Below are 19,504 nucleotides of genomic sequence, written 5' to 3'. Positions count from 1 at the left end.
ATCGCCCGTGTCAACGCCTGCCATCGCCTGCCATCGCCGGCCGCGATGGCACCCTGCCAAACCGTCACTGCACATTTGCGGGACGCGCTTCTATCCTGCTTCCCAGGATTGCCCTCGGTCGGCATGATCGGCGGCACTACGGCACATCAGATGCCGATCAGGGGAGGACGGATCGTGGACACGCGTGGTCGCACGCTGCTGGCCAAAATCTGGGACCAGCATGTCATCGCCCATGTCAGCGATGACACTGATCTGCTTCATGTGGATCGTCATCTGCTGCACGATCTCGGCGGCTCCCGCGGCCTGATCGACCTCAAGAGCCGCAACCTCCCGGTCCACAATCCCGAGCTGACTTTTGCCACGCCCGATCATGCGATTTCCACGGCGTCCGGGCGCGCCGGCACGATCACGACCGGGCAGGAGCTGCTGGCGGCGTTGCGGACCGAGACATCCGCCAGCGGCATCCGGCTGTTCGACATCGACCAGCCGGGGCAGGGCATCGTCCATGTCATCGGGCCGGAGCTCGGTCTCAGCCTGCCCGGCTGCCTGATCGTCTGCGGCGACAGCCACACCTGCACCCATGGCGGGCTCGGCGCGCTTGCCTTCGGCATCGGCTCCAGCGAGCTCACGCACGTGCTGGCGACCCAGACTATCATCCAGCGCCGGCCGAAAACCATGCGCGTGACGTTCGACGGCCGCATGCCGTTCGGTGTCACGGCGAAAGATCTCATCCTCGCTTTGATCGGCCATGTCGGCGCCGCCGGCGGCACCGGCTATGCGGTCGAGTATGCCGGCAGCGCGATCAGGGACATGCCGATCGAAGGGCGGCTCACCATCTGCAATCTGTCGGTCGAACTCGGTGCCAAGATGGGGCTGATCGCGCCGGACCAGACGACGTTCGATTATGTCCGGGGACGTCCCTACGCGCCGCAAGGTGAGATGTGGGAGCGGGCCGTCACGGCGTGGCGGACGCTTCGGAGCGACAGGGACGCAATGTTCGATCGCGAGGTGTCGATCGATGTCGCAACCATCATCCCGCAGATCACCTGGGGCACCAGTCCCGAACATGTCCTCGGTGTCGATGGCCGCATCCCGGATCCCCGGGACATTGCCGATCCGGCGCGCCGCGGCGCGATCGAGATCGCGCTCGACTATATGGGCCTGATGCCGGGTGTGCCGATCGCCGGCACGCCGGTGGATTGGGTCTTCATCGGCTCCTGCACCAACAGCCGTCTCAGCGATCTGCGCGCCGCGGCCGAGGTCGCGCGCGGCCGCAGGGTCGCGCCCGGCGTGCGCGCCTGGGTCGTGCCGGGTTCGGAGACCGTCAAGCGCGATGCGGTGGCCGAGGGGCTCGACAAGATCTTCATCGACGCGGGCTTCGAATGGCGCGAGCCCGGATGCTCGATGTGCCTCGCCGCGAACGGCGAAACCGTGCCGCCCGGCCAGCGCTCGGTCTCGACGTCGAACCGGAATTTCATCGGCCGGCAAGGGCCGCGTGCCCGCACCCACCTGGCGAGCCCGGCCATGGCCGCGGCGGCGGCGGTCTCCGGCGCCATCGCCGATGTCCGAACCATGGAGCGCTAGATGGCGGAGCCCTTTACCAAGTTGACCGCGATTGCCGCGCCGATCATGCGCACCAATGTCGATACGGACGTCATCATCAGCATCAATCGCATGATCGGAAATTCCGTCCGCGGCAATCTCGGCAAATGGGCGTTCGGCTCGCTCCGCTATCTGCCTGATGGCTCGGACAATCCGGAGTTCATCCTCAATCGCGAGCCGTATCGCGCGGCGGAAATTTTGGTCACGGGTCCGAATTTCGGCTGCGGCTCATCGCGCGAGGCGGCGGTGTGGTCGCTGCAGGAGATGGGTATCCGCGCCATCATCGGATCCGGCTTCGGCGACATTTTCTTCGCCAACTGTTTCCAGAACGGCATCCTGCCGGTGGTGCTGGACAAGGCCATCATCGACAGCCTCGCCGCCGACATCGAAGCGAGCCAGGGCGCGGGACGCCTCACGGTCGATCTGCAGGAGCAGACGGTCACCTCGCCATCGGGGTTAAGGCACGTCTTCGAGATCGATCCGCGCAGACGTGCGGGCCTGCTCGAAGGCCTCGACGAAATTTCGCTGACCTTGCGGCGCGACCAAGAGATCCGCGGATTCCAGGCATCCGACCGCACCGCGCGGCCGTGGATTCACTTTGCAGGACATCAGGCATGAACACGCTCTCGAACACGATCACGGTGGCCGTGGTCGGTGGTGAAGGCATCGGTCCGGAAGTGACCGATCAGTCCCATCGCATTCTCAAATGGTTCTCGGACCGGCGCGGCGCTCCGGTGATTCTGCGCGAAGCGCAATACGGTCTGATCCCGTATCTCGCGACAGGCAAGGTGCTGCCGGATGACACCGTCGAGGCGATGGAGGAGGCCGACGCGATCCTCTGGGGCGCGACCGGTGGCCCGGAGACGACGGAGGTCCCTCCGGCCGCGCGCAAGGCGGGAAGCCTCTTGTCGCTGCGCAGCAAATACGACCTCTATGCCAATCTCCGGCCCATCGTCGCCAATCCGGCGCTGGCGGACTCCGCGCCGCTCAAGGCCGCGGTGCTGAAGGACGTCGACTTCATCATCATCCGCGAGCTCACCAGCGGCATCTATTTCGGCGAGCCGCGCGGCATCGAAACGCTGCCCGATGGCCAGCGCCGCGGCTTCAACACCCAGCAATACACAACCAGCCAGATCCGCCGGGTGGCGCGAACCGCGTTCGAGCTGGCACGGACGCGCAAGGGCCGGGTCTGCTCCGTCGACAAGGCCAATGTGCTTGAGACTAGTGCGCTGTGGCGCGAGGAGGTCACCGCGCTGCATGAAGCGGAGTTTTCCGATGTCGAGCTGACGCATCTCTATGTCGACAACGCCGCGATGCAGATCGTGCGGGCACCCTCGCAATTCGACGTCATGGTGACCTGCAATATATTCGGAGACATTCTCTCCGATTGCGCGGCGATGGCGTCGGGCTCGCTCGGCATGCTGCCGTCGGTCTCGCTCGGGCCGCCGGACCGGCTCGGACGTCGCAAGGCGCTCTATGAGCCGGTTCACGGCAGCGCGCCTGACATTGCGGGCAAGGGCATCGCCAATCCACTTGGCTCGATCCTCAGCGTCGCAATGATGTTGCGCATTACCCTCCATCGGCCTGAAGATGCCGCGCTGCTGGAGAAGGCCGTGGATACGGCCCTGGCCGCCGGCGCAAGAACGGCCGATATCGCCGAACCCGGCGCAAAAAGACTTTCGACCCAGGAGATGGGCGATGCGGTGCTGAACGCGCTCGACAAGGTGGTCGGCAAGGAGAGGGAGCACGCGTGATGAGAACTCGGGTCACAAGACGGTCGGCGCTGACGATTGTCGCCGGCGCCGGTGTCTCCATGGCGGCGGGGCGGGCGTGGGCGGATACCCCGTCGGGCCGCGTGATCTACCCGGTGGCCATTCCGGTGTATCAGTCCCAATTCGTCGCCGACCGTGCCGGGTTCTTCAGGGAGGCCGGCCTCGACTGCAAGCTGATCCAGGGCGGCAGCGGCGTGAAGACCCGTGAGATCGTTGCTTCGTCCCAGGGAGATATCGGCATCGGCGACATCACCCACCCGATGCAGCTCAGCAATCACGGCCGCAGCGCGCGCGTGCTGATGCCGGTCGATACCCGCAGCAACGCCGCGATCTTCATCATCCGCAAGGATCTGTTCGATCAGGGCATCACCACGCTGGAGGCGCTGGCGAAGTGGAAGCGGCCTGACGGACGCAAGCCGATCGTTGCGGTATCGTCGCTTGGCGGCACCAACCACGTCTGGGCCTCCTATTACCTGGAAACCATGGGGCTCGACGACAAGGTGACCTGGATCGGCACCGGCAATGTCGACACCATGATGGGGACGTTGAAAACGAAACAGGTCGATGTCCTCATCAACTCGCCGTCGATCCTGAAGGATTCTATCGAGCAGGGCTGGGGCGCGCTGTTGTTCGACGGAACCGACGAGGCGGTCTGGGCCAAGTATATCGGCGGCAAGGTCCCGGTGACGTCTCATTTCACCTTGCAGTCGACCATCGACAAGGACCCGCAGAAGATGCAGGCGTTCGTCACGGCGCTGTGGCGCGCGACCCAGTGGATCAAGGGGCACTCCCCCGAAGAGATCTACGATGCGATCGAGCCTTATGTCGGGAGCACGTCGCGCGATGCGAATGTTTTCGACATTGGGATCATGAAGAAGGTCACCGACTACGAATGCGTCATCGATGCGGAGAGTTTTGCACGCGGGCAGAAGGTCTGGTTCCGTGAAATGACCGGGATCAAGCCGCTCGCCATGGCCGACGTCGTCACCACCAGCTTCATCGAAGCGGCACGCAAGGCCTATCCGGCTTGAGCGTGCAGGCCTTACATGCGCCGCACGCCGACGCGCCGCCTGAGATGCGGCGCATCGACGTGCGCGGATTGTGCAAGACTTTCCAGCTGGCGGGCACCGCCATCGAGGCGGTGCGCGACGTCTCCTTCAATGTCCGGCGCGGCGAATTCGTCGCCCTGCTGGGGCCATCCGGCTCCGGCAAGAGCACCGTCCTCAACATGATAGCGACACTGGTCAAGCCGACCAGCGGTCAGATTCTGATCGACGGAACGCCTGTTGTCCCCGGACGGGCGACGTCTGACGTCGGCTACGTGTTCCAGCGCGATACGCTGTTTCCCTGGCGGACAGTCGCCGACAACATCGGCTACGGCCTGGAGCTGGCGGGCGTCCCGGTGGCGGAGCGAAAGGAGCGTGTCCGTGCCTGCCTGGTGCAGGCCGGGCTGGAGGGCTTTGGCAACGCCTACCCTTCTGCATTGTCGGGCGGCATGCGCCAGCGCGCCGCCTTGATGCGAACGCTGGTCGTTGAGCCGCAGGTCCTGCTGATGGACGAGCCGTTCGGCGCGCTCGACACCCACACCAAGATCGACATGCACGACGTGCTGCTTCGCATCTGGGAACGCGAGCAGCAGACCGTGCTGTTCGTGACCCATGATCTCGGCGAAGCCCTGACGCTGGCAGACCGCATCATTCTGTTCTCCGCGCGGCCCGGCCGGATCAAGGAGAGTTTCGATGTGGATTTTGCCCGCCCACGCAATGCGGTGAAGATCCGGGAGACGCCGCGTTATGCCGAGCTGTTCCAGCTAATCTGGCACTCGCTCGGCGAAGAGTTCATCAAGGGCCGCAAGCCATGAGACGCGCGCGCAACGCCGGCAGGACCCTGGCCTGGCAAATGGCGATCTGCGCCTGCTTCCTGTCGATCTGGCAATGGGGTTACGATCTGCACGGCCGGCTCCCCTGGCTGGTGCCTGATCTGCTCGACCCCTATTTCGTCTCAAAACCCTCGGACATCTTCGAGCATTTCCTGATCCTGAGCTGTCTCAAGTCCAAGCTCGGCGTGTTCAACGGCTGGTTCAATGGCGAATTCGCCCGCTGCATGGCACGATCCGAGAACAATCTCTGGATCGCGACCGCCGTCACCCTGAAGAACACCTTCTTCGGTTTCGTGACCGGCGTGAGCAGCGGCTTTGCCGCGGGCCTGGTGCTTGGCCGTTCGGACCGGCTGAGCGCGATCTTCCAGCCGTTCATCACGGCGGTGAATTCGATTCCCCGCATCGCGCTGGCCCCGATCATCGTGCTGGCCTTCGGCATCGGCGATACCTCGAAGGTCGTGACGTCATGGATCGTGGTCGTCTTCCTCGTCTTCTTCAATACGTTCGAAGGCGCACGATCGATCGACGAGGGCTTTGTCAACGCGGCGCGGCTGCTCGGCGCCAGCGAGTGGCAGATCACCCGCACGGTGGTCATCCCATCGACCATGGCCTGGGTCTTCGCCTCGCTGACGCCTGCGATCTCCTTCGCCCTGATCGGCGTGATCGTCGGCGAGTTCATCGGCGCGGAACGCGGAATCGGACGCCTGATCATCGAGTCCGAAGCGCGCGCGGAGGCCTCGGGCATGATGGTCGCCGTCATCGTGCTGATGCTGGTCGGCGTTGCGCTGTCCGCGCTGATCTGGCGATTGCAGGCCTATCTGCTGCGCTGGCAGCAGCACAATCTGGCGGAGTAGCCCGAGCAGGGGCTACATTGATTACGGACCCGCCAGCACCGTCCGCGCCATCGCCACGAACGCCTGCGCCGCCGGCGACAGCGTCCGGCCCTGACGCTGCAGCAGCGACACCGGCCGGGTGATGGCCGGGCGGATCAGAGGTCTTGCGATCAGCGTCGGGAACTGATCGGCCGGCAGCATCGTCGCGGGGAGAATGGCGAGGCCGAGGCCCTGCGCGGTCATGGCGAGCGCGGTGTTGATCAGCGTCACCTCATAGGTTGGATTGAGATGCTTGCCCTGCGCGCCGAGGGTCTGATCGATCTGCATGCGGATCCGCGTCTCGCGCCGCATCGCGATCGTCGGGAGCTGTGCCAGCTCGTCCCATGTCAGCGCGCGCCGCGCGGCGAAGTCGGCTGTGCTCCGGCCAATCGCGCTCAGGCGCCCGCGGGTCAGCGTCTCGATCGTCATCTCCGCGAATTCACCTTCCACGCTGCCGATGGCGAACTCCGCGTCGGTTGCGATCAGGCGCGGAACGAGATCGTCGGCGGCGACATCCCGCATGTCGATCTCGATGTCGGGATGGGCCGCACGGAATTTCGCCAGCACCAGGGGCAGCAGCGCCGAGGCGGCGCCGGCCGATGCCAGAAACGCGACGCGGCCGGCGCGCGCTTGCGCGAGGTCGCGCATGCGCCGTGACAGGCCCAGCGCATCGCCCAGCATCCGTTCGGCGGAATGAAACGCCTCGTCGGCTGCCAAGGTCGGCTGCACCGAACGCGTGGAGCGATCGAACAGTTTGACGCCGAGCTGGGATTCGAGCTGCTGGATCAACAGGCTCGCCGCCGACTGCGTGATCCCGAGCTCGCGCGCGGCCCGCGTGATGCTGCGGGTGCGATAGACGCCGGTGAAGGCCCGCAATTGGCGCAAGGTGACATTCATAGGCAGGGCTCATGAATTGATGAGTTCTTTCTGGCTTATCTCATAAGCGAGCCTGCAATAAAATGCATGCCGCGCGGTCGGAGAATCCGCCGCACGGCAAGGGGAGCGGAGACGAGCATGAGGACACAGGTGCTGGTCGTGGGCGCCGGGCCCGTGGGACTGACCGCGGCGATGGATCTGGCCTCGCGCGGGATTGACGTCGTCGTCGCGGAGATCCGCCATGCCGGCGATCCGCCCAGCGTCAAATGCAATCACGTCTCGGCGCGCTCGATGGAAGTCTTCCGCCGGCTCGGCGTCGCCGCAAAGCTGCGCGACGCAGGCCTGCCGGCGGACTTCCCGAACGATTGCTCCTATCGGACCACGGCGACCGGCATCGAGCTGTGCCGCATCGACATTCCCTCCCGCGCGCGCCGTTACAGCGCAACCGGCGGTCCCGACACCTGGTGGCCGACGCCCGAGCCGCCGCACCGGATCAACCAGGTCTACCTCGAGCCGATCCTGTTCAGTCATGCGGCCGCTCAAGCGCGCATCACCATTCTGGCGCGCACGGAAATCACTGACATCGAACAGGGCGACGACCGTGTGGTCGCACTGGCGCGCGACCTCGACAGCGGGAGCTCGCTTCGGATCGAAGCGTCCTTCGTGATCGGCTGTGACGGCAGCCGTTCCCTGGTTCGCAAATCGATCGGCGCAAGCCTCTCCGGCACGCCGGTGATCCAGCGCGTGCAATCGACCTTCATCGAAGCCCCGAAGCTCAAGGAGCTGATGGGCGCGCACAAGCCGGCCTGGATGGTGCTCTCGCTCAACCCGCGACGCTCGGGCACGACGGTTGCGATCGACGGCCACGACCGCTGGCTGATCCACAACCACCTCAAGCCTGACGAGCCCGAGTTCGATTCGGTCGATCGCGACTGGGCGATCCGCGCCATCCTCGGCGTCGACGAGCGCTTCGAGTACCGCGTCCTCAGCAAGGAGGATTGGGTCGGGCGTCGCCTCGTGGCCGATCGCTTCCGCGACCGCAGGGTCTTCATCTGTGGCGACGCCGCGCATCTGTGGATGCCCTATGCCGGCTACGGCATGAATGCGGGCATTGCCGACGCTGTCGATCTCTGCTGGCAATTGGCGGCGCATCTGAACGGGTGGGCGCCGGCTTCGATCCTCGACGCTTATGAAGCGGAGCGTCAGCCCATCACCGAGCAGGTGTCGCGCTTCGCGATGGACCATGCGATGAAGATGATGGCGCAGCGCGGCGGCGTGTCCGCGGAGATCGAGGACGACACGCCGCGCGGCCAGGCGGCGCGCGCAGCGCTGGCGAGAGCGGCCTACGATCTCAACGTGCAGCAATATTGCTGCGCGGGTCTCAATTTCGGCTACTACTACGATGCCTCGCCGATCATTGCCTATGACGGCGAAACGCCGCCGGCTTACGCGATGGGCAGCTTCACGCCCTCCACTGTGCCGGGCGCCCGCGCGCCGCATCTGTTCCTGCGCGACGGACGATCGCTCTACGATGCGTTCGGAGCCGGCTACACCTTGTTGCGGTTCGACCCGGCGATCGACGTGGCGCGGCTGCAATCCGCCGCAAGGGAGCGCGGCATCCCGCTCGCGCTGGTCGACATCGCGCCTGACGAGGCGAACGGCGCCTATGCCGAGAAGCTGGTGCTGGCGCGGCCCGACCAGCACATCGCCTGGCGCGGGCAGGTCGCGCCCGCGGATACACAAGGCTTGCTGGCGCGCATCACCGGCGCTGCAGCGTAAGGCAACTTGAAGCGGACGGTCTGGCGGCGCAGGCGGCCCGGTCGTGGTTCACAAACAAGAACGTACCGAGGAGGGGAGCGTGTTTCACGTTGCAAGGCGCCGCATTCTGGCCGTGCTGACGGTCGCGACTTTCGCCGTGCTGCCGCTGACGGCGGGCAAGGCCGCCTATCCGGAGCAATTGATCAAGATCATCGTGACCTTCCCGCCCGGCGGCAGCGCCGACACCGTGATCCGTGCGCTCGAGCCGCTCGTCACCGCCGAGCTCAAGCAGAGCCTGGTGATCGAGAACCGCGCGGGCGCCGGCGGCAACATCGGCATGGCCGCGGTCGCGCAGGCCAAGCCCGACGGCTACACGCTCGGCGTCGCGCCGGCGGGCGCGCTGACGGTGAACCCGCATCTCAATTCGTCGATGCCGTTCGAGCTGAAGGATCTCGCGCCGATCACGCTGCTTGCGGAAATTCCCTTTGTGCTCGTCGCCTCCGCGAACATACCTGCGCACAATACGGCGGAGACGGTCGCGCTCGCCAAGGCAAAGCCGGGTGCGCTGTCGATCGGACATGGCGGCAATTCGACGGCCATGCATCTGACGGCCGCGCTGTTTACGCAGAGGACGGGGATCGCCATGGAGCTGGTCCCGTATCGCGGGACCGCGCCCGCGACGGTCGACGTCCTCGCAGGACATGTCCCCTTCGCGGTGCTGGATATTCCCGCATCGAAGCAACTGATCCTCGAAGGCAAGCTCAACGCGATCGGCGTTTCCTCAGCGCGCCGCCTTGCATCCCTGCCGGATGTGCCGACTCTGGCCGAGAGCGGCATTGCGGGTTTCGAATCCGTCGGCTGGTTCGGGCTGGTTGCGCCGGCCGGCACGTCCGCCGACATCGTCGCCAGGCTGAACGAGGCTTTCACGAAAGCCCTGAAGGACCCGTCCGTGGCCGAGAAGATCAGGACCCTCGGCGCAGAGCCCGCGCCAATGTCGCCGGAGCAGTTCGGTCGCTTCATTCAAGGCGAAAGCGCGAAATGGGGCAAGCTCATCAGCGAAGCCGGCATCAAGGCGAACTAGAACTGGCATCACGATCGGTCGGCGCCACGCCGACGGCCGCTCCCTCGAGTGTGCGGTGCCCGCAACCGTGCGCCTGAGCTAATGCGCGGCGATGCCCGCGCTCTCGATCACCCGCTTGTAGCGTGCGGTCTCCTCGACGATGAACGGTCCCATCTCGGCCGACCCCTTGTCGGCAATCGACACTTGGCCGTTGGTGGCGAGGTCCGCGACGATGCCGGGGTCGGCGAGCACCGCGGCCAGCGCCTCAGAGAGCTTGCCCACGATTCTCGGGTCGGTCCCGGCCGGGACCGAGACCCAGGTCGAACCGACACTGACGGCGTCCGGGTAGCCGGCCTCGAGCACCGTCGGCGCGTCGGGCAACGCGGCCAGCCGCGCCGTGCCGGTGGTGCCGAGCACCTTGACCTTGCCGGTGTCGATCAGCGGCCTGAGCACGGTGAGGTAGTCGAAGGAGACGTCCAGGATGCCCGACATCATGTCGGTCATCTGGCTCGAGCCCGACTTGTAGGGCACATGGGTCAGCTTGATGCCGGCGGCCGCCTGGAACATCTCGCCGGCGAGGTGCTGGGCGGTGCCGGGGCCGGGGGAGCCGAAGTTGACCTTGCCCGGGTTGGTCTTCGCGTAGGCGACGAACTCAGCCAGCGTGCTGTAGGGCGCTGCCGAGGTTGCGACGAGGATCTGGTTTGCCGAGCTCACGCCGCGGACATGGATATAGCTCTTGAGCGGGTCGTAGTTGAGCTTCGCCAGCCCCAGGTTCGGCTGGATCGTCATAGGCCCGCCGGAGGCGTAGAGCACGGTGTAGCCGTCGGGTTGGGCCCGGGCAACGAACTCTGTCCCGATGGTCCCGCCAGCGCCGGGTCGGTTCTCCACCACCACCGGCTGCCCAAGCCGCGTCCGCAGCAGCTCCGCGATCTTGCGCGAGACGAGGTCGGTGACGCCGCCAGCCCCGAACGGCACCACCCAGGTGATCGCGCGGTTCGGCCAGGATTCCGCGGCCGTCTGGGCCCCCGCGGCGCCGGCCTGGAGCGCCAGCGTCGTCGCGGCGACGAGACACAGGAGCGCTCTCCTCACCGTCCCGACGGGGCGACCGCTCAGGCCGCTGCGCGCGCCGGTCTGCTCGACCACGTTGTTGATCACCTGTCGCGAGGTCTGATGATAGCCGCGCTGCTGCGCCAAGAATTCCATGGATGCAGTCCCCCCGTTGCAGCGTGGCCGTTTACGGCCATGTTGACCGAAGGCTACAGCCTTGAGTCTCTTCAAACCATTGGCGCAGTCCGAGCATCTCTTTTGCAGAATATGAAAAGATAGATCGCCTTCAGGCTATGGGACCGTTTGTCAGCACCGTCCGCGAGGGCAGCTTCCTGGCGCATCGGCCGCGATCTGTCGCCGGCCGCACGCGCGCTCCAGCGCGGCATTCTCGCGGGTGCGCAGGCGATCCGCGAACGGAGCCTTGCCGGCTGACTGCGCAGCAATCGACAACCCGGTGTCCCGCAACCGCAGCAGTGACAGCTTGAACCTGCTACCCTCGCGGCCCGACCAACAGCAGCCCGCCGGCCGGGAGCGAGGTGATTCACGACCATGTTCGACAAAACCTACCGGCAGCGCCTCGAAGCTGATCTGGCGCAATGGGAAGCGGACGGCGTGATCGCGCCGGCGGCCGCCGTCTCGATCCGCAATGCGCTGCCGCCCTTGTCGCCCGGCGTCAACATCGCGGTGGTCGTCGGCATCGTTGGCGGCCTGTTGATCGCAGCCGCTTTCCTCGCCTTCGTCGCGGCGCACTGGACGGAGATCGCGCGGCTGCTGCGGTTCGGAATCCTGATTGCCGGCATGGTCGTCGCAGGGGGCCTTGGGGCGTGGTTCGCGGCGAAGGGGCGCACGATTCTTGCCGATCTCTGCGCGAGCATCGGCGCGGTCATCTTCGGCGCGGGTATTGCCCTGGTCGGTCAGATGTACCATCTCGGCGAGGATTTTGCCGGCGGCATGCTGCTGTGGTCGATCGGCGCGTTCGCAGCGGCGCTGCTGACCGAATCGCGCGGCGCGCTTGCGGTCGCCCTCGTGGCCGCCTGCATCTGGACCTGCATGCGGACTTACGACGCACCGGACGCGCTGCATCTTCCGTTCGTGGCGGTGTGGCTCCTCGCCGCCGCTCTTGCGTTTGCGTGGAATTCCCGCGTCGCGGCCCACCTCGTCGCGATCGCGGTGCTGCCGTGGTGGATCGCGACGTCGCTTCGCTTCGAATTCGATGGTGCTCAGCCGTCATTCGTGCTCGCGAACGGCGCCGCCTTGCTGTTCGGCGCCGGGCTCGCGATCGCCGCAGCGCCGTCGCCGAGAGCGCTTCGTCTCGGGACCGTTCTATCGATTTACGGGGCGTTTTCGCTGGCCGTGGTCGCGTTCCTGGAGGTGACGACGGTCGACGATATCATTCGCTTTCGGACCGGCAGTGCGCCAGCCCAGCCGCTTTGGGCGATCCTGTGCGGGGCCGCGGGTGTGATCCTCGCTCTCGCGTCCGCCGGGATCACCAAGCGCGCGGGTGAGATCCTTGCAGGATGTTCGATCGGGCTCGCCCTGCTCGCAGCTCCGCTGTGGCCGGTATCCACCGCCGGAGAGCCCTGGTTCGCCTACGCTGCGCTGCTCTGTGCCATGCTCAGCCTCGTCGTCTCCGGCATGCTCGATGATGTGCGTCCGCGGATCGTGGCCGGCTGGCTCGGGATCGCCGGCGTCATCGCGGGCATCACCTGGGCGGTGAAGGGTTCGCTGCTGCGCCGCTCGGCCTTCCTTGCGGCGGCCGGCGTCGTTGCCGTCGCATTTGCAACCGCGCTCAATCGCGCACTGCCGAGGGCGGGGCGATGATGGAACTGGTCGCTTCCGTCATCAGGCTCTGGCAGCGCATCCCGAAAGCTGTGCTGTTCGGCGTCGCCGTCCTGGTCCAATGCGTGCTGCTGGTCCTGATGGTCGCCGATCGCATGCAGATCCTGCGCGAAGGCCGTGAGGTGACCTTGCAGACGCAGCCGGTCGATCCCCGCGATCTCTTGCGCGGCGACTATGTCGTGCTCCGCTACGACATCTCGCAACTGCCGGCCGGCGCGCTTGCCGGCAAGCCGGCGGCCGAGCGCAATTCCGTTGTGTTCGTCAAGCTGGCGCCCAATGCCAACGGGCTTTACGAGGCCGTCTCGGTTCACGCCGAGCCTGTCGCGGTCACGGCGCCCGAAGTGCTGATCCGCGGCCGTGTCCCCTATTCCTGCGGTTCGCCCGGCCGCACCTTCTGCGACAAGCTCACAATCAAATACGGTCTCGAAAGTTATTTCGTGCCCGAAGGCGAGGGCAAGAAGCTCGAGCAGGCCCGCAACCAGCAGAAGCTGCGGGTCGTCGCCGCCGTGCTGCCCTCAGGCCGCGCCGCGATCAAGCGCCTGCTGCTCGACGGCGAGCCGGTGTACGAGGAGCCGTTGTACTAGGACCCGATGAGATGAGACTCGCCTGCTCCCCCAACGGAGGGAACGGAGAGAGCACCGCTGTTGGCCGAACTCGACTCGACCTCAAACCAGCGTCCTAGGCGCCGATCATTTGGCCTTCAGCGTCCGCCGCAGCACGTCCCACATCCGCGGATCGCTCATGTGCGCGACGTTGAATCGTATGAAGTCCTGCGCGGTCTGCGACACGCTGAACACGTTGCCCGGTGCGAGCACGACATCCTCTTCGAGCGCGGCGCGCGCAACGGCGGTGGCATCCTGTCCATCCGGGAGACGGCACCAGAGGAAGAAGCCGCCGCGCGGCATCAGCCAGGGCTCGATGCCGAGCGCCTGGAGCTTGCGTGCCACCTCGCGCCGGGCGCGCGTGAGCCTTTGCCTGAGCTCGTCCATGTGCTTGCGATAGCTGCCGCCGGCCAACACCCTGGCGATGATGTCGGTCGCGACCGGGCTCGGGCCGCCAAAACTGGTTGCGACCTGGAGATCGACGAGATGCTCGATCCAGTCGGCGCGCCCTGCGATGTAGCCGCAGCGCACCGAGGCCGACAGCGTCTTGGAGAAGCTGCCGATGCGGATCACGCGATTGAGGCCGTCGAGTGCGGCCAGGCGCGGCGAGCGCTCCGGCTCGAAGTCGCCAAAAATGTCGTCCTCGACGATGGTGAGGTCGTGCGCCGCGGACGCGGTCAACAGCCGGTGCGCGGTCTGGAGCGAGAGCGTCGCGCCGGTCGGATTGTGCAGCGCTGAATTGGTGATGTAGAGCCGTGGCCGCTCGCCGGCGAGAATCTGCTCGAAGCGCGCGACATCCGGACCCGACGGCGTGTAGGGAACGCTGACGATCCTGGCCTGATGCGCTCGCAGCAGCGCGCGAAAATTGAAGTAGCAGGGATCGTCCACCAGCACGGTGTCGCCGGGACGCAGCAGGAAGCGGCAGATCAAGTCGGTTGCCTGCGTGCCTGAACCCGTCAGCATCAACTGGTCGGCCGAAGCCTCGATTGCGTCTTCCGCGAGCCGCGTCAGCAGCAGCCGGCGCAGGGCGAGGGAGCCGGATGTCGAACCGTAATTGGTCAATACGCTCGCATCCGTGCGGGCGAGCGCGCGAGCGGCGCGGCGCAGGGCCTCTTCCGGCATCCACTCCGGCGGCAGCCAGCCGCAGCCGGGTTTGAGCACGCTTTCGTCGGCATCGAGCGATTGCCGCGAAACCCAGAACGGATCGACCTCCCGGTCGCGGCGCGGCTCGACCTCGGTCAACGCAAGGGGCGGCGTGACGGTCGGCGAGACGTAGAAGCCGGAGCCACGACGGGGGCGGATCAGGCCTTCGGCGGCGAGGCGATCATAGGCCTCGACGACGGTGGAGGGCGAAACACCCATCGTCGCGGCAAGGCTCCGGATCGACGGCAGGCGGTCGCCGGCACCGAGCGCGCGGCCCGCGACCTTGGCGCGGATCGCGCTCATCACATCAACGGTCCGGGTGCCGCCCCGGCCTTTCGTCAGCGCCCCGCTGTCCAAGGTGTACTGCCTTCGATACCCATACAGTTCGGCCGGATTGTACTGGATTGTGGCTGTTCTTGCCACCGGTGAAGGCCGAGTATCGCTGCCCAAGAAGACGAGGCGGACATGCAATCGGCGGGCAGCGGCTGGGGCAACGGGCTTCTCGGCGTCATCATCTTCAGCGGCTCGCTGCCGGCGACGCGCGTGGCGGTCGGCGGCTTCTCCGCGCTGTTCCTGACGTCGGCGCGCGCGGTCATCGCCGCGCTGATAGGCGCGGCCGTGCTCGGCCTGCTCCGTCAGGCGCGGCCGCAGCGAAAGGATCTCGCCTCGCTCGCCATCGTCTCGATCGGCGTGGTGGTCGGCTTCCCCCTGCTGACGGCGCTTGCGCTCCAGCACATCACCTCCGCGCATTCGATCGTGTTCATCGGCCTCTTGCCGCTCTCGACCGCGATCTTCGCCGTGCTGCGCGGCGGCGAGCGGCCAAGACCGCTGTTCTGGCTGTTCGCGATCCTCGGCAGCGCCACGGTGGGTGGCTTTGCTCTCTCCAACGACGGCTCGGCGTCACTCGCCGGCGATCTGCTGATGGTCGCCGCGATCGTGCTGTGCGGGCTCGGCTATGCCGAAGGCGCCGCTTTGTCGCGCCGCCTCGGCGGCTGGCAGGTGATCTCCTGGGCGCTGCTGCTTGCGGTGCCGCTGATGGTGCCGGTCGCGATCCTGACCTGGCCGTCGACATGGAGCGGCGTCGGTGCGCCGGCCTGGATCGGGCTCGCCTACGTCTCGATCTTCAGCATGTTCGTCGGCTTCATCTTCTGGTACCGCGGCCTTGCGATCGGCGGCATCGCGCGCGTCGGTCAGTTGCAGCAGCTCCAGCCGTTCTTCGGTCTCGCGCTTGCCGGCCTCCTGCTGCATGAGCCGGTCGCATGGAGCATGATCGCCGCGACCGCGCTCGTCGTCGTCTGCGTCTTCTTCGCGCGGCGGTTTGCCTGACGACAGCCCATTGCCGCAGCCGACGGATGTTCGCGCGGCAACAGCGTAGTTCTCCGAATTGCCTTGCATCACGGCGAACGCGCGCGGGATCACGACACCCGCGCGTGGCACGCCGGAAGCGCTTCGAAGCAATCGACAGTGCACGCTTGCGAGCGCGATCGCCGCGAACGCGCTCACTCCATCACCGTCTTCGTCAGCGTCGAACGGGCAAACTTCTTCAGCGGCATCGGCTTGCCGAACAGAAAGCCCTGCACGAAGTCGAAGCCGAGCTCGTTCGCGGCGACGAGGTCGGCGCGGCTCTCGACGCCTTCGGCGATCGCGCACGCACCGTAGCCCTGCGCAAGCTCGACGATGTGGCGGCACACCGTGCGCTTGAGGCGGTCATTGCCGCTGCCGGTGACGAAGTGCCGGTCGGCCTTCAGCTTGATGAAGGGGAGCCTGTCCCGGTCCATCAGCGACGGCCAGTTGGCGCCGAGATTGTCGATCGACAGGCCGATATTGTGCAGGCGCACTTCCCGCGCCACCTCGGCGAGGTGATCGAGGTCGCGGATCGCCTCCTCGCTGTCGATCTCGATCGTCAGTCCGCCGAAGGCCGGATGCGTCGGCACGCGCCGGCAGAGATCGCGCACGGCCTGCGGCTCCTTCAGATACGAGGCCGGCAGGTTGATCGAGAGATCGACCGGGCTCTGGTGCTCCAGCAGATAGTGCCAGTCCTGCACGGCGCGCCCGATCACGAATTCGGACAGGTCGCGCAGATGCGGATCGTGCGCCTCGGGGATGAAATAGGCGGGCGGCACCACGCCCCAGGTCGGGTGGCGGATCCGCACCAGTGCCTCGGCGCCGTTGCGGATCAGCGTCCTCGCGTCGATCTTGGGCTGATACCAGAGCTCGAGCCAGCCGGCATGCAGGGCCTCGCCGACATGCACGGCCGGGCTCGGCGCCGGCTCCTCCGGCAGCAGCATCGCGACGCGCTCGCGCAGCGTCTCGGCGGCAAAGGGCGTGGTCAGCGGCGGCAGCATCGCAAGGCCATATTCCTCGCCGACCTGCTGCACGGCCCTGACGATGATCGACTCGCGGGCGCCGACGGCGAGAACCTTGCCGTCGAATGCCTCGCGAACCAGCGTCTGCAGAAATGTCCCGGGCTCGATGCCGTCGGCGGCGATTCCGAGCAGGATCAGATCCGGCAGCTCGCGCGTCAGTACGGTTTGCAGCTCCTCCGCGCTGGCGCATTCGGTCGTGACGAAGCCGAGATCCTCCAGCACCTCGGCGAGGAAAGCACGCAGATGGCGCTTGCCGTCGGCGACGCAAGCGCGCGGCGTTACCTTTCGCCGTCCGAAGGTTCTGGGCCTTCCGCCGGCGAGTTCTACAATTTGATCGTTCATCGCAAACCACTCCCGTTCCGCGACGGTGTTAGCGATGGGAGCAGTTTCAAATATGGAGGGCTTCAGTCGATCGTCGGATTATCTGGGTAACGTTAAAGCCCTCATCATTCCTAAAATTGTTCGGATCTTCTTCGAAGAATCTTTACGTCTGACCGTGCGTGACGGGCGCATGACACGGTCATCGCGAGAGATTTTTGAAAGATGCGGCCGCGGCGAGATCAAGACCGGTGTCCTGCAATTGGACGAAGCCGTTCGCGTGTCGCCCAATTGAATAACGCTCGCCTCAATTGGCTGTGGCTTTGTCGTGCTGGGCCATGCCGACCGCCTTGTAGTCATAGGTCGGATAGAACTCGGTGCGGTACGAGCCCCACGCGGTATCCTCGATGACGCGATTGACCTCGCGCAGCCGCGAAGCCGGCAGGCGCAGCGTGATCACCTGGCCGATGCCCATCATCACGTACCAGCTCACGACCTCGATTCCGGGCGGCGGAAACGCTTTGTGGAATCCCTGCCTATCGAGCTGCGCATTCAGCTCGTTGAGCGGGCGGGACTGGTCGTGCTTGAAGAAGACGGTGAGCAGCACCGCGTTGTCGGCGGTCGGCGCGGCATTGCCTTGCGGCGGCGACGTCTGTGCCATCGTCGTCGATGTGAGCGCCAGCGCGCCCGCAAGCAGGGCCGCCATCGTCAATGTCCGTCGGTTCGATCTCATCGCGGATTCCTTCCCAATGCTCATGCCGTGCATCGGAGGATAAGAGCGGCAGCTACGGCCGAAGAACTCATTTTCGCGCGATGCGCGCATGTTCCGCCTCTTCTCGTGACGGTTCTGCGACAATGCGTGGCCGCGACGGCGCAAGTGTGAAGCAGATCACATGCGGTTTGCTGCACCTGCGCTATTGCTTCAGGCAGCCGGTGGTGGGCTGTCGAGGATCGCAGCAATGACGACGCGGCGGATATTGTATTGGTGGTTCAGGTTCGTGCTGTCAGGGCGATTTCTCGATCGCTTCCTGTGCCTGCCGCGCGCGCATTGAGTGCGCTGCCGGATGTCAGGTCTGCCCGATCAATTTGCGAAACGCCGCCGCGCCGTCCTGCACGGCATCGCGTCCCTTCCACGCCAGGTAGGACAGCTTGCCGCCGAGCGTATCGTGACTGCGTAGCCGGCGCGAGCCGAGAATGTGTCCGACATTGGCCGGGAAGCGGCTTACCTCGGCGGCCACCAGCGCCGCGATCGCGTCCATCAATTGCTGGAGGCGGACGCCCCATTCGCAATTCTCGATGCCGTCGATGCGGACCTTGAGCGCATATTCGGTGTCGTAGATTTCGGCGAGCAGGTCGCGGGCGACCAGCACCCGGTTGTGCCGGAGCGCGATCCTGAGCGCGAGGCGCTTGTCGTCGAGCCGGTCGAGCACCATGGCAACGACGCAGGCATAGGGCGTGGCGGCGACGTCGGCCGCGCTCTTGCTCGCGGCGGCCCTGGTGGCGAGGCGCACCAATTGCCAGGACGTCTTCAGCCGCCGCGCCACCAGCGCCAGCGCGAAGGGCAGCGCCTCGGGATGAGCCTTCTTGAAGGCATCGAGCTGCGCGGTGATCTGGGCAACCTGGCCGTCGTCGAATTTCGCGATCTTCTCGGGCAGCTTTTCGTTGAACTTCGGTAGCGCGGCGCCGGCGCGCAGCACCTGCTGCATCTTCTTCACGTCGTCGAAGGCGCTGCGCGAAGCCGTGTATTGCGCGAGCTTGCCGCGGGCGAACTCGGCGCTCTCCGCTGATGCGAGGGTGTTCTCGAGGACCTTGACGACCTTGGTTTGGAAGATCGACGCGACCTTCAGCACTTCCTTCGGGTTGTTGGCGGCGACCTGGTCGTTGATCGCCTTGATGTAGTCGCGCGCCATGGTCGGCAGCAGATCGCGGCAGATCCACTCCCAGATCGGGGTGAGGGTGTTGCGCGAAATTCGCCCCATATTGGCATGCTCGGGTGCGCCGTCGATCAGCAGCAGCTCGAGCGGGGCGAAGAAATAACGCGAGGGGCTGGTGGCGCGCGCCTGGGTCGAACCGTCCTTGCGAAACTCGGCGCGCAGGCGGGCCTGGACGTCGGCCGAGCCCGGCATGTCGATGCCGCACAGCTCGAGCCGTTCGAGCTCGCTGAGCAGACAGCTGCGCGACAGCGGCGTCAGCCTCTGCAAGAATTCGGTCAGCCGATCGATCTCGTTCATGGCACGCAATCTTCCGCAACGATTCCAGCAAGCCTACGGGCTCAATGCATGGAGGCATTTGCGCGCTCTCAATCGGGCTCTAGAGAAGCAAGTCGCCGTTAATTTATCCGTAAAATCCGGGGGCGGCGGAGGACCGTCC

At 66.0% G+C, this 19,504-nt stretch carries 19 protein-coding genes; 13 read left to right on the top strand and 6 right to left on the bottom strand.

The window, feature by feature from the left end; genetic code table 11:
• Positions 1-150: 150 nt before the first annotated feature.
• From leuC to EI171_RS04525, 6 genes are read left to right on the top strand one after another with little or no spacing between them, the layout of a single operon-like run.
• Positions 151-1,584, top strand: a complete 1,434-nt coding sequence (gene leuC, locus EI171_RS04550) for a 3-isopropylmalate dehydratase large subunit (RefSeq protein WP_371740530.1) — start codon at positions 151-153, stop codon at positions 1,582-1,584.
• Positions 1,585-2,220 (top strand): 3-isopropylmalate dehydratase small subunit, encoded by a 636-nt coding sequence (gene leuD / locus EI171_RS04545; RefSeq protein ID WP_161532709.1) that lies wholly within the window; start codon positions 1,585-1,587, stop codon positions 2,218-2,220.
• Positions 2,217-3,356: a 3-isopropylmalate dehydrogenase gene (leuB, locus tag EI171_RS04540; RefSeq protein WP_161532708.1), complete on the top strand. Its 1,140-nt coding sequence runs from the start codon at positions 2,217-2,219 to the stop codon at positions 3,354-3,356. The genes leuD and leuB overlap by 4 nt, the downstream gene beginning before the upstream one ends.
• Positions 3,356-4,405 carry an ABC transporter substrate-binding protein gene (locus tag EI171_RS04535; RefSeq protein WP_161532707.1) on the top strand — a complete coding sequence of 350 codons (1,050 nt, stop codon included), beginning with the start codon at positions 3,356-3,358 and terminating at the stop codon, positions 4,403-4,405. The genes leuB and EI171_RS04535 overlap by 1 nt, the downstream gene beginning before the upstream one ends.
• Positions 4,406-4,449: 44 nt before the next feature.
• On the top strand, positions 4,450-5,235 hold the full coding sequence (locus EI171_RS04530) for an ABC transporter ATP-binding protein (RefSeq protein WP_049832547.1): 786 nt from the start codon (positions 4,450-4,452) through the stop codon (positions 5,233-5,235).
• Positions 5,232-6,107, top strand: coding sequence for an ABC transporter permease (locus EI171_RS04525; protein ID WP_028174843.1), 876 nt, complete (start codon positions 5,232-5,234; stop codon positions 6,105-6,107). Before EI171_RS04530 ends, EI171_RS04525 begins: the two co-directional genes overlap by 4 nt.
• A 21-nt stretch (positions 6,108-6,128) precedes the next feature.
• On the opposite strand, the gene EI171_RS04520 is transcribed toward EI171_RS04525, so the two are convergent.
• Positions 6,129-7,022: a LysR family transcriptional regulator gene (locus EI171_RS04520; RefSeq protein ID WP_161532706.1), complete on the bottom strand. Its 894-nt coding sequence runs from the start codon at positions 7,020-7,022 to the stop codon at positions 6,129-6,131.
• 117 nt (positions 7,023-7,139) lie between these two features.
• Between EI171_RS04520 and EI171_RS04515 the strand changes: the two genes are divergently transcribed.
• Both EI171_RS04515 and EI171_RS04510 read left to right on the top strand, forming a co-directional pair.
• Positions 7,140-8,780 carry an FAD-dependent oxidoreductase gene (locus EI171_RS04515; protein ID WP_161532705.1) on the top strand — a complete coding sequence of 547 codons (1,641 nt, stop codon included), beginning with the start codon at positions 7,140-7,142 and terminating at the stop codon, positions 8,778-8,780.
• Positions 8,781-8,859: 79 nt separating this feature from the next.
• Positions 8,860-9,840: a tripartite tricarboxylate transporter substrate binding protein gene (locus tag EI171_RS04510; protein ID WP_161532704.1), complete on the top strand. Its 981-nt coding sequence runs from the start codon at positions 8,860-8,862 to the stop codon at positions 9,838-9,840.
• Positions 9,841-9,918: 78 nt separating this feature from the next.
• On the opposite strand, the gene EI171_RS04505 is transcribed toward EI171_RS04510, so the two are convergent.
• The gene (locus EI171_RS04505) at positions 9,919-11,022 is read right to left on the bottom strand and encodes a tripartite tricarboxylate transporter substrate binding protein (RefSeq protein WP_028174840.1); all 1,104 of its coding nucleotides are present in this window, start codon (positions 11,020-11,022) and stop codon (positions 9,919-9,921) included.
• A 147-nt stretch (positions 11,023-11,169) separates the two neighbouring features.
• Here EI171_RS04505 and EI171_RS46390 point away from each other — a divergent pair, with 147 nt between their 5' ends.
• The 3 genes from EI171_RS46390 to EI171_RS04495 all read left to right on the top strand — a co-directional run bounded on the left by EI171_RS46390 (position 11,170) and on the right by EI171_RS04495 (position 13,289).
• Positions 11,170-11,298, top strand: a complete 129-nt coding sequence (locus EI171_RS46390; protein ID WP_256380415.1) for a hypothetical protein — start codon at positions 11,170-11,172, stop codon at positions 11,296-11,298.
• Between the two features lie 117 nt (positions 11,299-11,415).
• Positions 11,416-12,687, top strand: a complete 1,272-nt coding sequence (locus EI171_RS04500; protein ID WP_161532703.1) for a DUF2157 domain-containing protein — start codon at positions 11,416-11,418, stop codon at positions 12,685-12,687.
• Entirely contained in the window at positions 12,684-13,289 is a 606-nt protein-coding gene (locus EI171_RS04495) for a GDYXXLXY domain-containing protein (protein WP_161532702.1), read from the top strand. The genes EI171_RS04500 and EI171_RS04495 overlap by 4 nt, the downstream gene beginning before the upstream one ends.
• 105 nt (positions 13,290-13,394) lie before the next feature.
• Here EI171_RS04495 and EI171_RS04490 read toward each other — a convergent pair whose 3' ends face one another.
• A complete protein-coding gene (locus EI171_RS04490; RefSeq protein WP_246740453.1) occupies positions 13,395-14,753 on the bottom strand; it encodes a PLP-dependent aminotransferase family protein in 1,359 nt (452 codons plus the stop codon).
• Positions 14,754-14,915: 162 nt separating this feature from the next.
• Between EI171_RS04490 and EI171_RS04485 the strand changes: the two genes are divergently transcribed.
• Positions 14,916-15,776: a DMT family transporter gene (locus EI171_RS04485; protein ID WP_161532700.1), complete on the top strand. Its 861-nt coding sequence runs from the start codon at positions 14,916-14,918 to the stop codon at positions 15,774-15,776.
• Between the two features lie 173 nt (positions 15,777-15,949).
• Here EI171_RS04485 and EI171_RS04480 read toward each other — a convergent pair whose 3' ends face one another.
• On the bottom strand, positions 15,950-17,158 hold the full coding sequence (locus EI171_RS04480) for an EAL domain-containing protein (RefSeq protein WP_028174835.1): 1,209 nt from the start codon (positions 17,156-17,158) through the stop codon (positions 15,950-15,952).
• A 52-nt stretch (positions 17,159-17,210) separates the two neighbouring features.
• Between EI171_RS04480 and EI171_RS04475 the strand changes: the two genes are divergently transcribed.
• Positions 17,211-17,429 (top strand): hypothetical protein, encoded by a 219-nt coding sequence (locus EI171_RS04475; protein WP_131234228.1) that lies wholly within the window; start codon positions 17,211-17,213, stop codon positions 17,427-17,429.
• Positions 17,430-17,441: 12 nt separating this feature from the next.
• Here the strand turns inward: EI171_RS04475 and EI171_RS04470 are convergent, their stop codons facing one another.
• Together EI171_RS04470 and EI171_RS04465 are read right to left on the bottom strand one after the other, a co-directional pair.
• Positions 17,442-17,867, bottom strand: coding sequence for a hypothetical protein (locus EI171_RS04470; RefSeq protein WP_161532699.1), 426 nt, complete (start codon positions 17,865-17,867; stop codon positions 17,442-17,444).
• 334 nt (positions 17,868-18,201) lie between these two features.
• Positions 18,202-19,365 (bottom strand): hypothetical protein, encoded by a 1,164-nt coding sequence (locus tag EI171_RS04465; protein WP_060909761.1) that lies wholly within the window; start codon positions 19,363-19,365, stop codon positions 18,202-18,204.
• Positions 19,366-19,504 lie beyond the last annotated feature (139 nt).

This window comes from Bradyrhizobium sp. LCT2, from assembly GCF_009931255.1.
GTDB lineage: Bacteria > Pseudomonadota > Alphaproteobacteria > Rhizobiales > Xanthobacteraceae > Bradyrhizobium > Bradyrhizobium diazoefficiens.
The sequence above is the reverse complement of the archived record's forward strand: the minus strand, read 5'-3'. Positions and strand labels throughout refer to the sequence as shown.

Bases quoted from the DNA above. Each gene is read 5' to 3' on its own strand.
- leuC (WP_371740530.1), top strand. From the start codon at position 151: ATGCCGATCAGGGGAGGACGGATCGTGGACACGCGTGGTCGCACGCTG.
- leuD (WP_161532709.1), top strand. From the start codon at position 1,585: ATGGCGGAGCCCTTTACCAAGTTGACCGCGATTGCCGCGCCGATCATG.
- leuB (WP_161532708.1), top strand. From the start codon at position 2,217: ATGAACACGCTCTCGAACACGATCACGGTGGCCGTGGTCGGTGGTGAA.
- EI171_RS04535 (WP_161532707.1), top strand. From the start codon at position 3,356: ATGAGAACTCGGGTCACAAGACGGTCGGCGCTGACGATTGTCGCCGGC.
- EI171_RS04530 (WP_049832547.1), top strand. From the start codon at position 4,450: ATGCGGCGCATCGACGTGCGCGGATTGTGCAAGACTTTCCAGCTGGCG.
- EI171_RS04525 (WP_028174843.1), top strand. From the start codon at position 5,232: ATGAGACGCGCGCGCAACGCCGGCAGGACCCTGGCCTGGCAAATGGCG.
- EI171_RS04520 (WP_161532706.1), bottom strand. From the start codon at position 7,022: ATGAATGTCACCTTGCGCCAATTGCGGGCCTTCACCGGCGTCTATCGC.
- EI171_RS04515 (WP_161532705.1), top strand. From the start codon at position 7,140: ATGAGGACACAGGTGCTGGTCGTGGGCGCCGGGCCCGTGGGACTGACC.
- EI171_RS04505 (WP_028174840.1), bottom strand. From the start codon at position 11,022: ATGGAATTCTTGGCGCAGCAGCGCGGCTATCATCAGACCTCGCGACAG.
- EI171_RS04500 (WP_161532703.1), top strand. From the start codon at position 11,416: ATGTTCGACAAAACCTACCGGCAGCGCCTCGAAGCTGATCTGGCGCAA.
- EI171_RS04495 (WP_161532702.1), top strand. From the start codon at position 12,684: ATGATGGAACTGGTCGCTTCCGTCATCAGGCTCTGGCAGCGCATCCCG.
- EI171_RS04490 (WP_246740453.1), bottom strand. From the start codon at position 14,753: ATGAGCGCGATCCGCGCCAAGGTCGCGGGCCGCGCGCTCGGTGCCGGC.
- EI171_RS04485 (WP_161532700.1), top strand. From the start codon at position 14,916: ATGCAATCGGCGGGCAGCGGCTGGGGCAACGGGCTTCTCGGCGTCATC.
- EI171_RS04480 (WP_028174835.1), bottom strand. From the start codon at position 17,158: ATGAACGATCAAATTGTAGAACTCGCCGGCGGAAGGCCCAGAACCTTC.
- EI171_RS04475 (WP_131234228.1), top strand. From the start codon at position 17,211: ATGGAGGGCTTCAGTCGATCGTCGGATTATCTGGGTAACGTTAAAGCC.
- EI171_RS04470 (WP_161532699.1), bottom strand. From the start codon at position 17,867: ATGAGATCGAACCGACGGACATTGACGATGGCGGCCCTGCTTGCGGGC.
- EI171_RS04465 (WP_060909761.1), bottom strand. From the start codon at position 19,365: ATGAACGAGATCGATCGGCTGACCGAATTCTTGCAGAGGCTGACGCCG.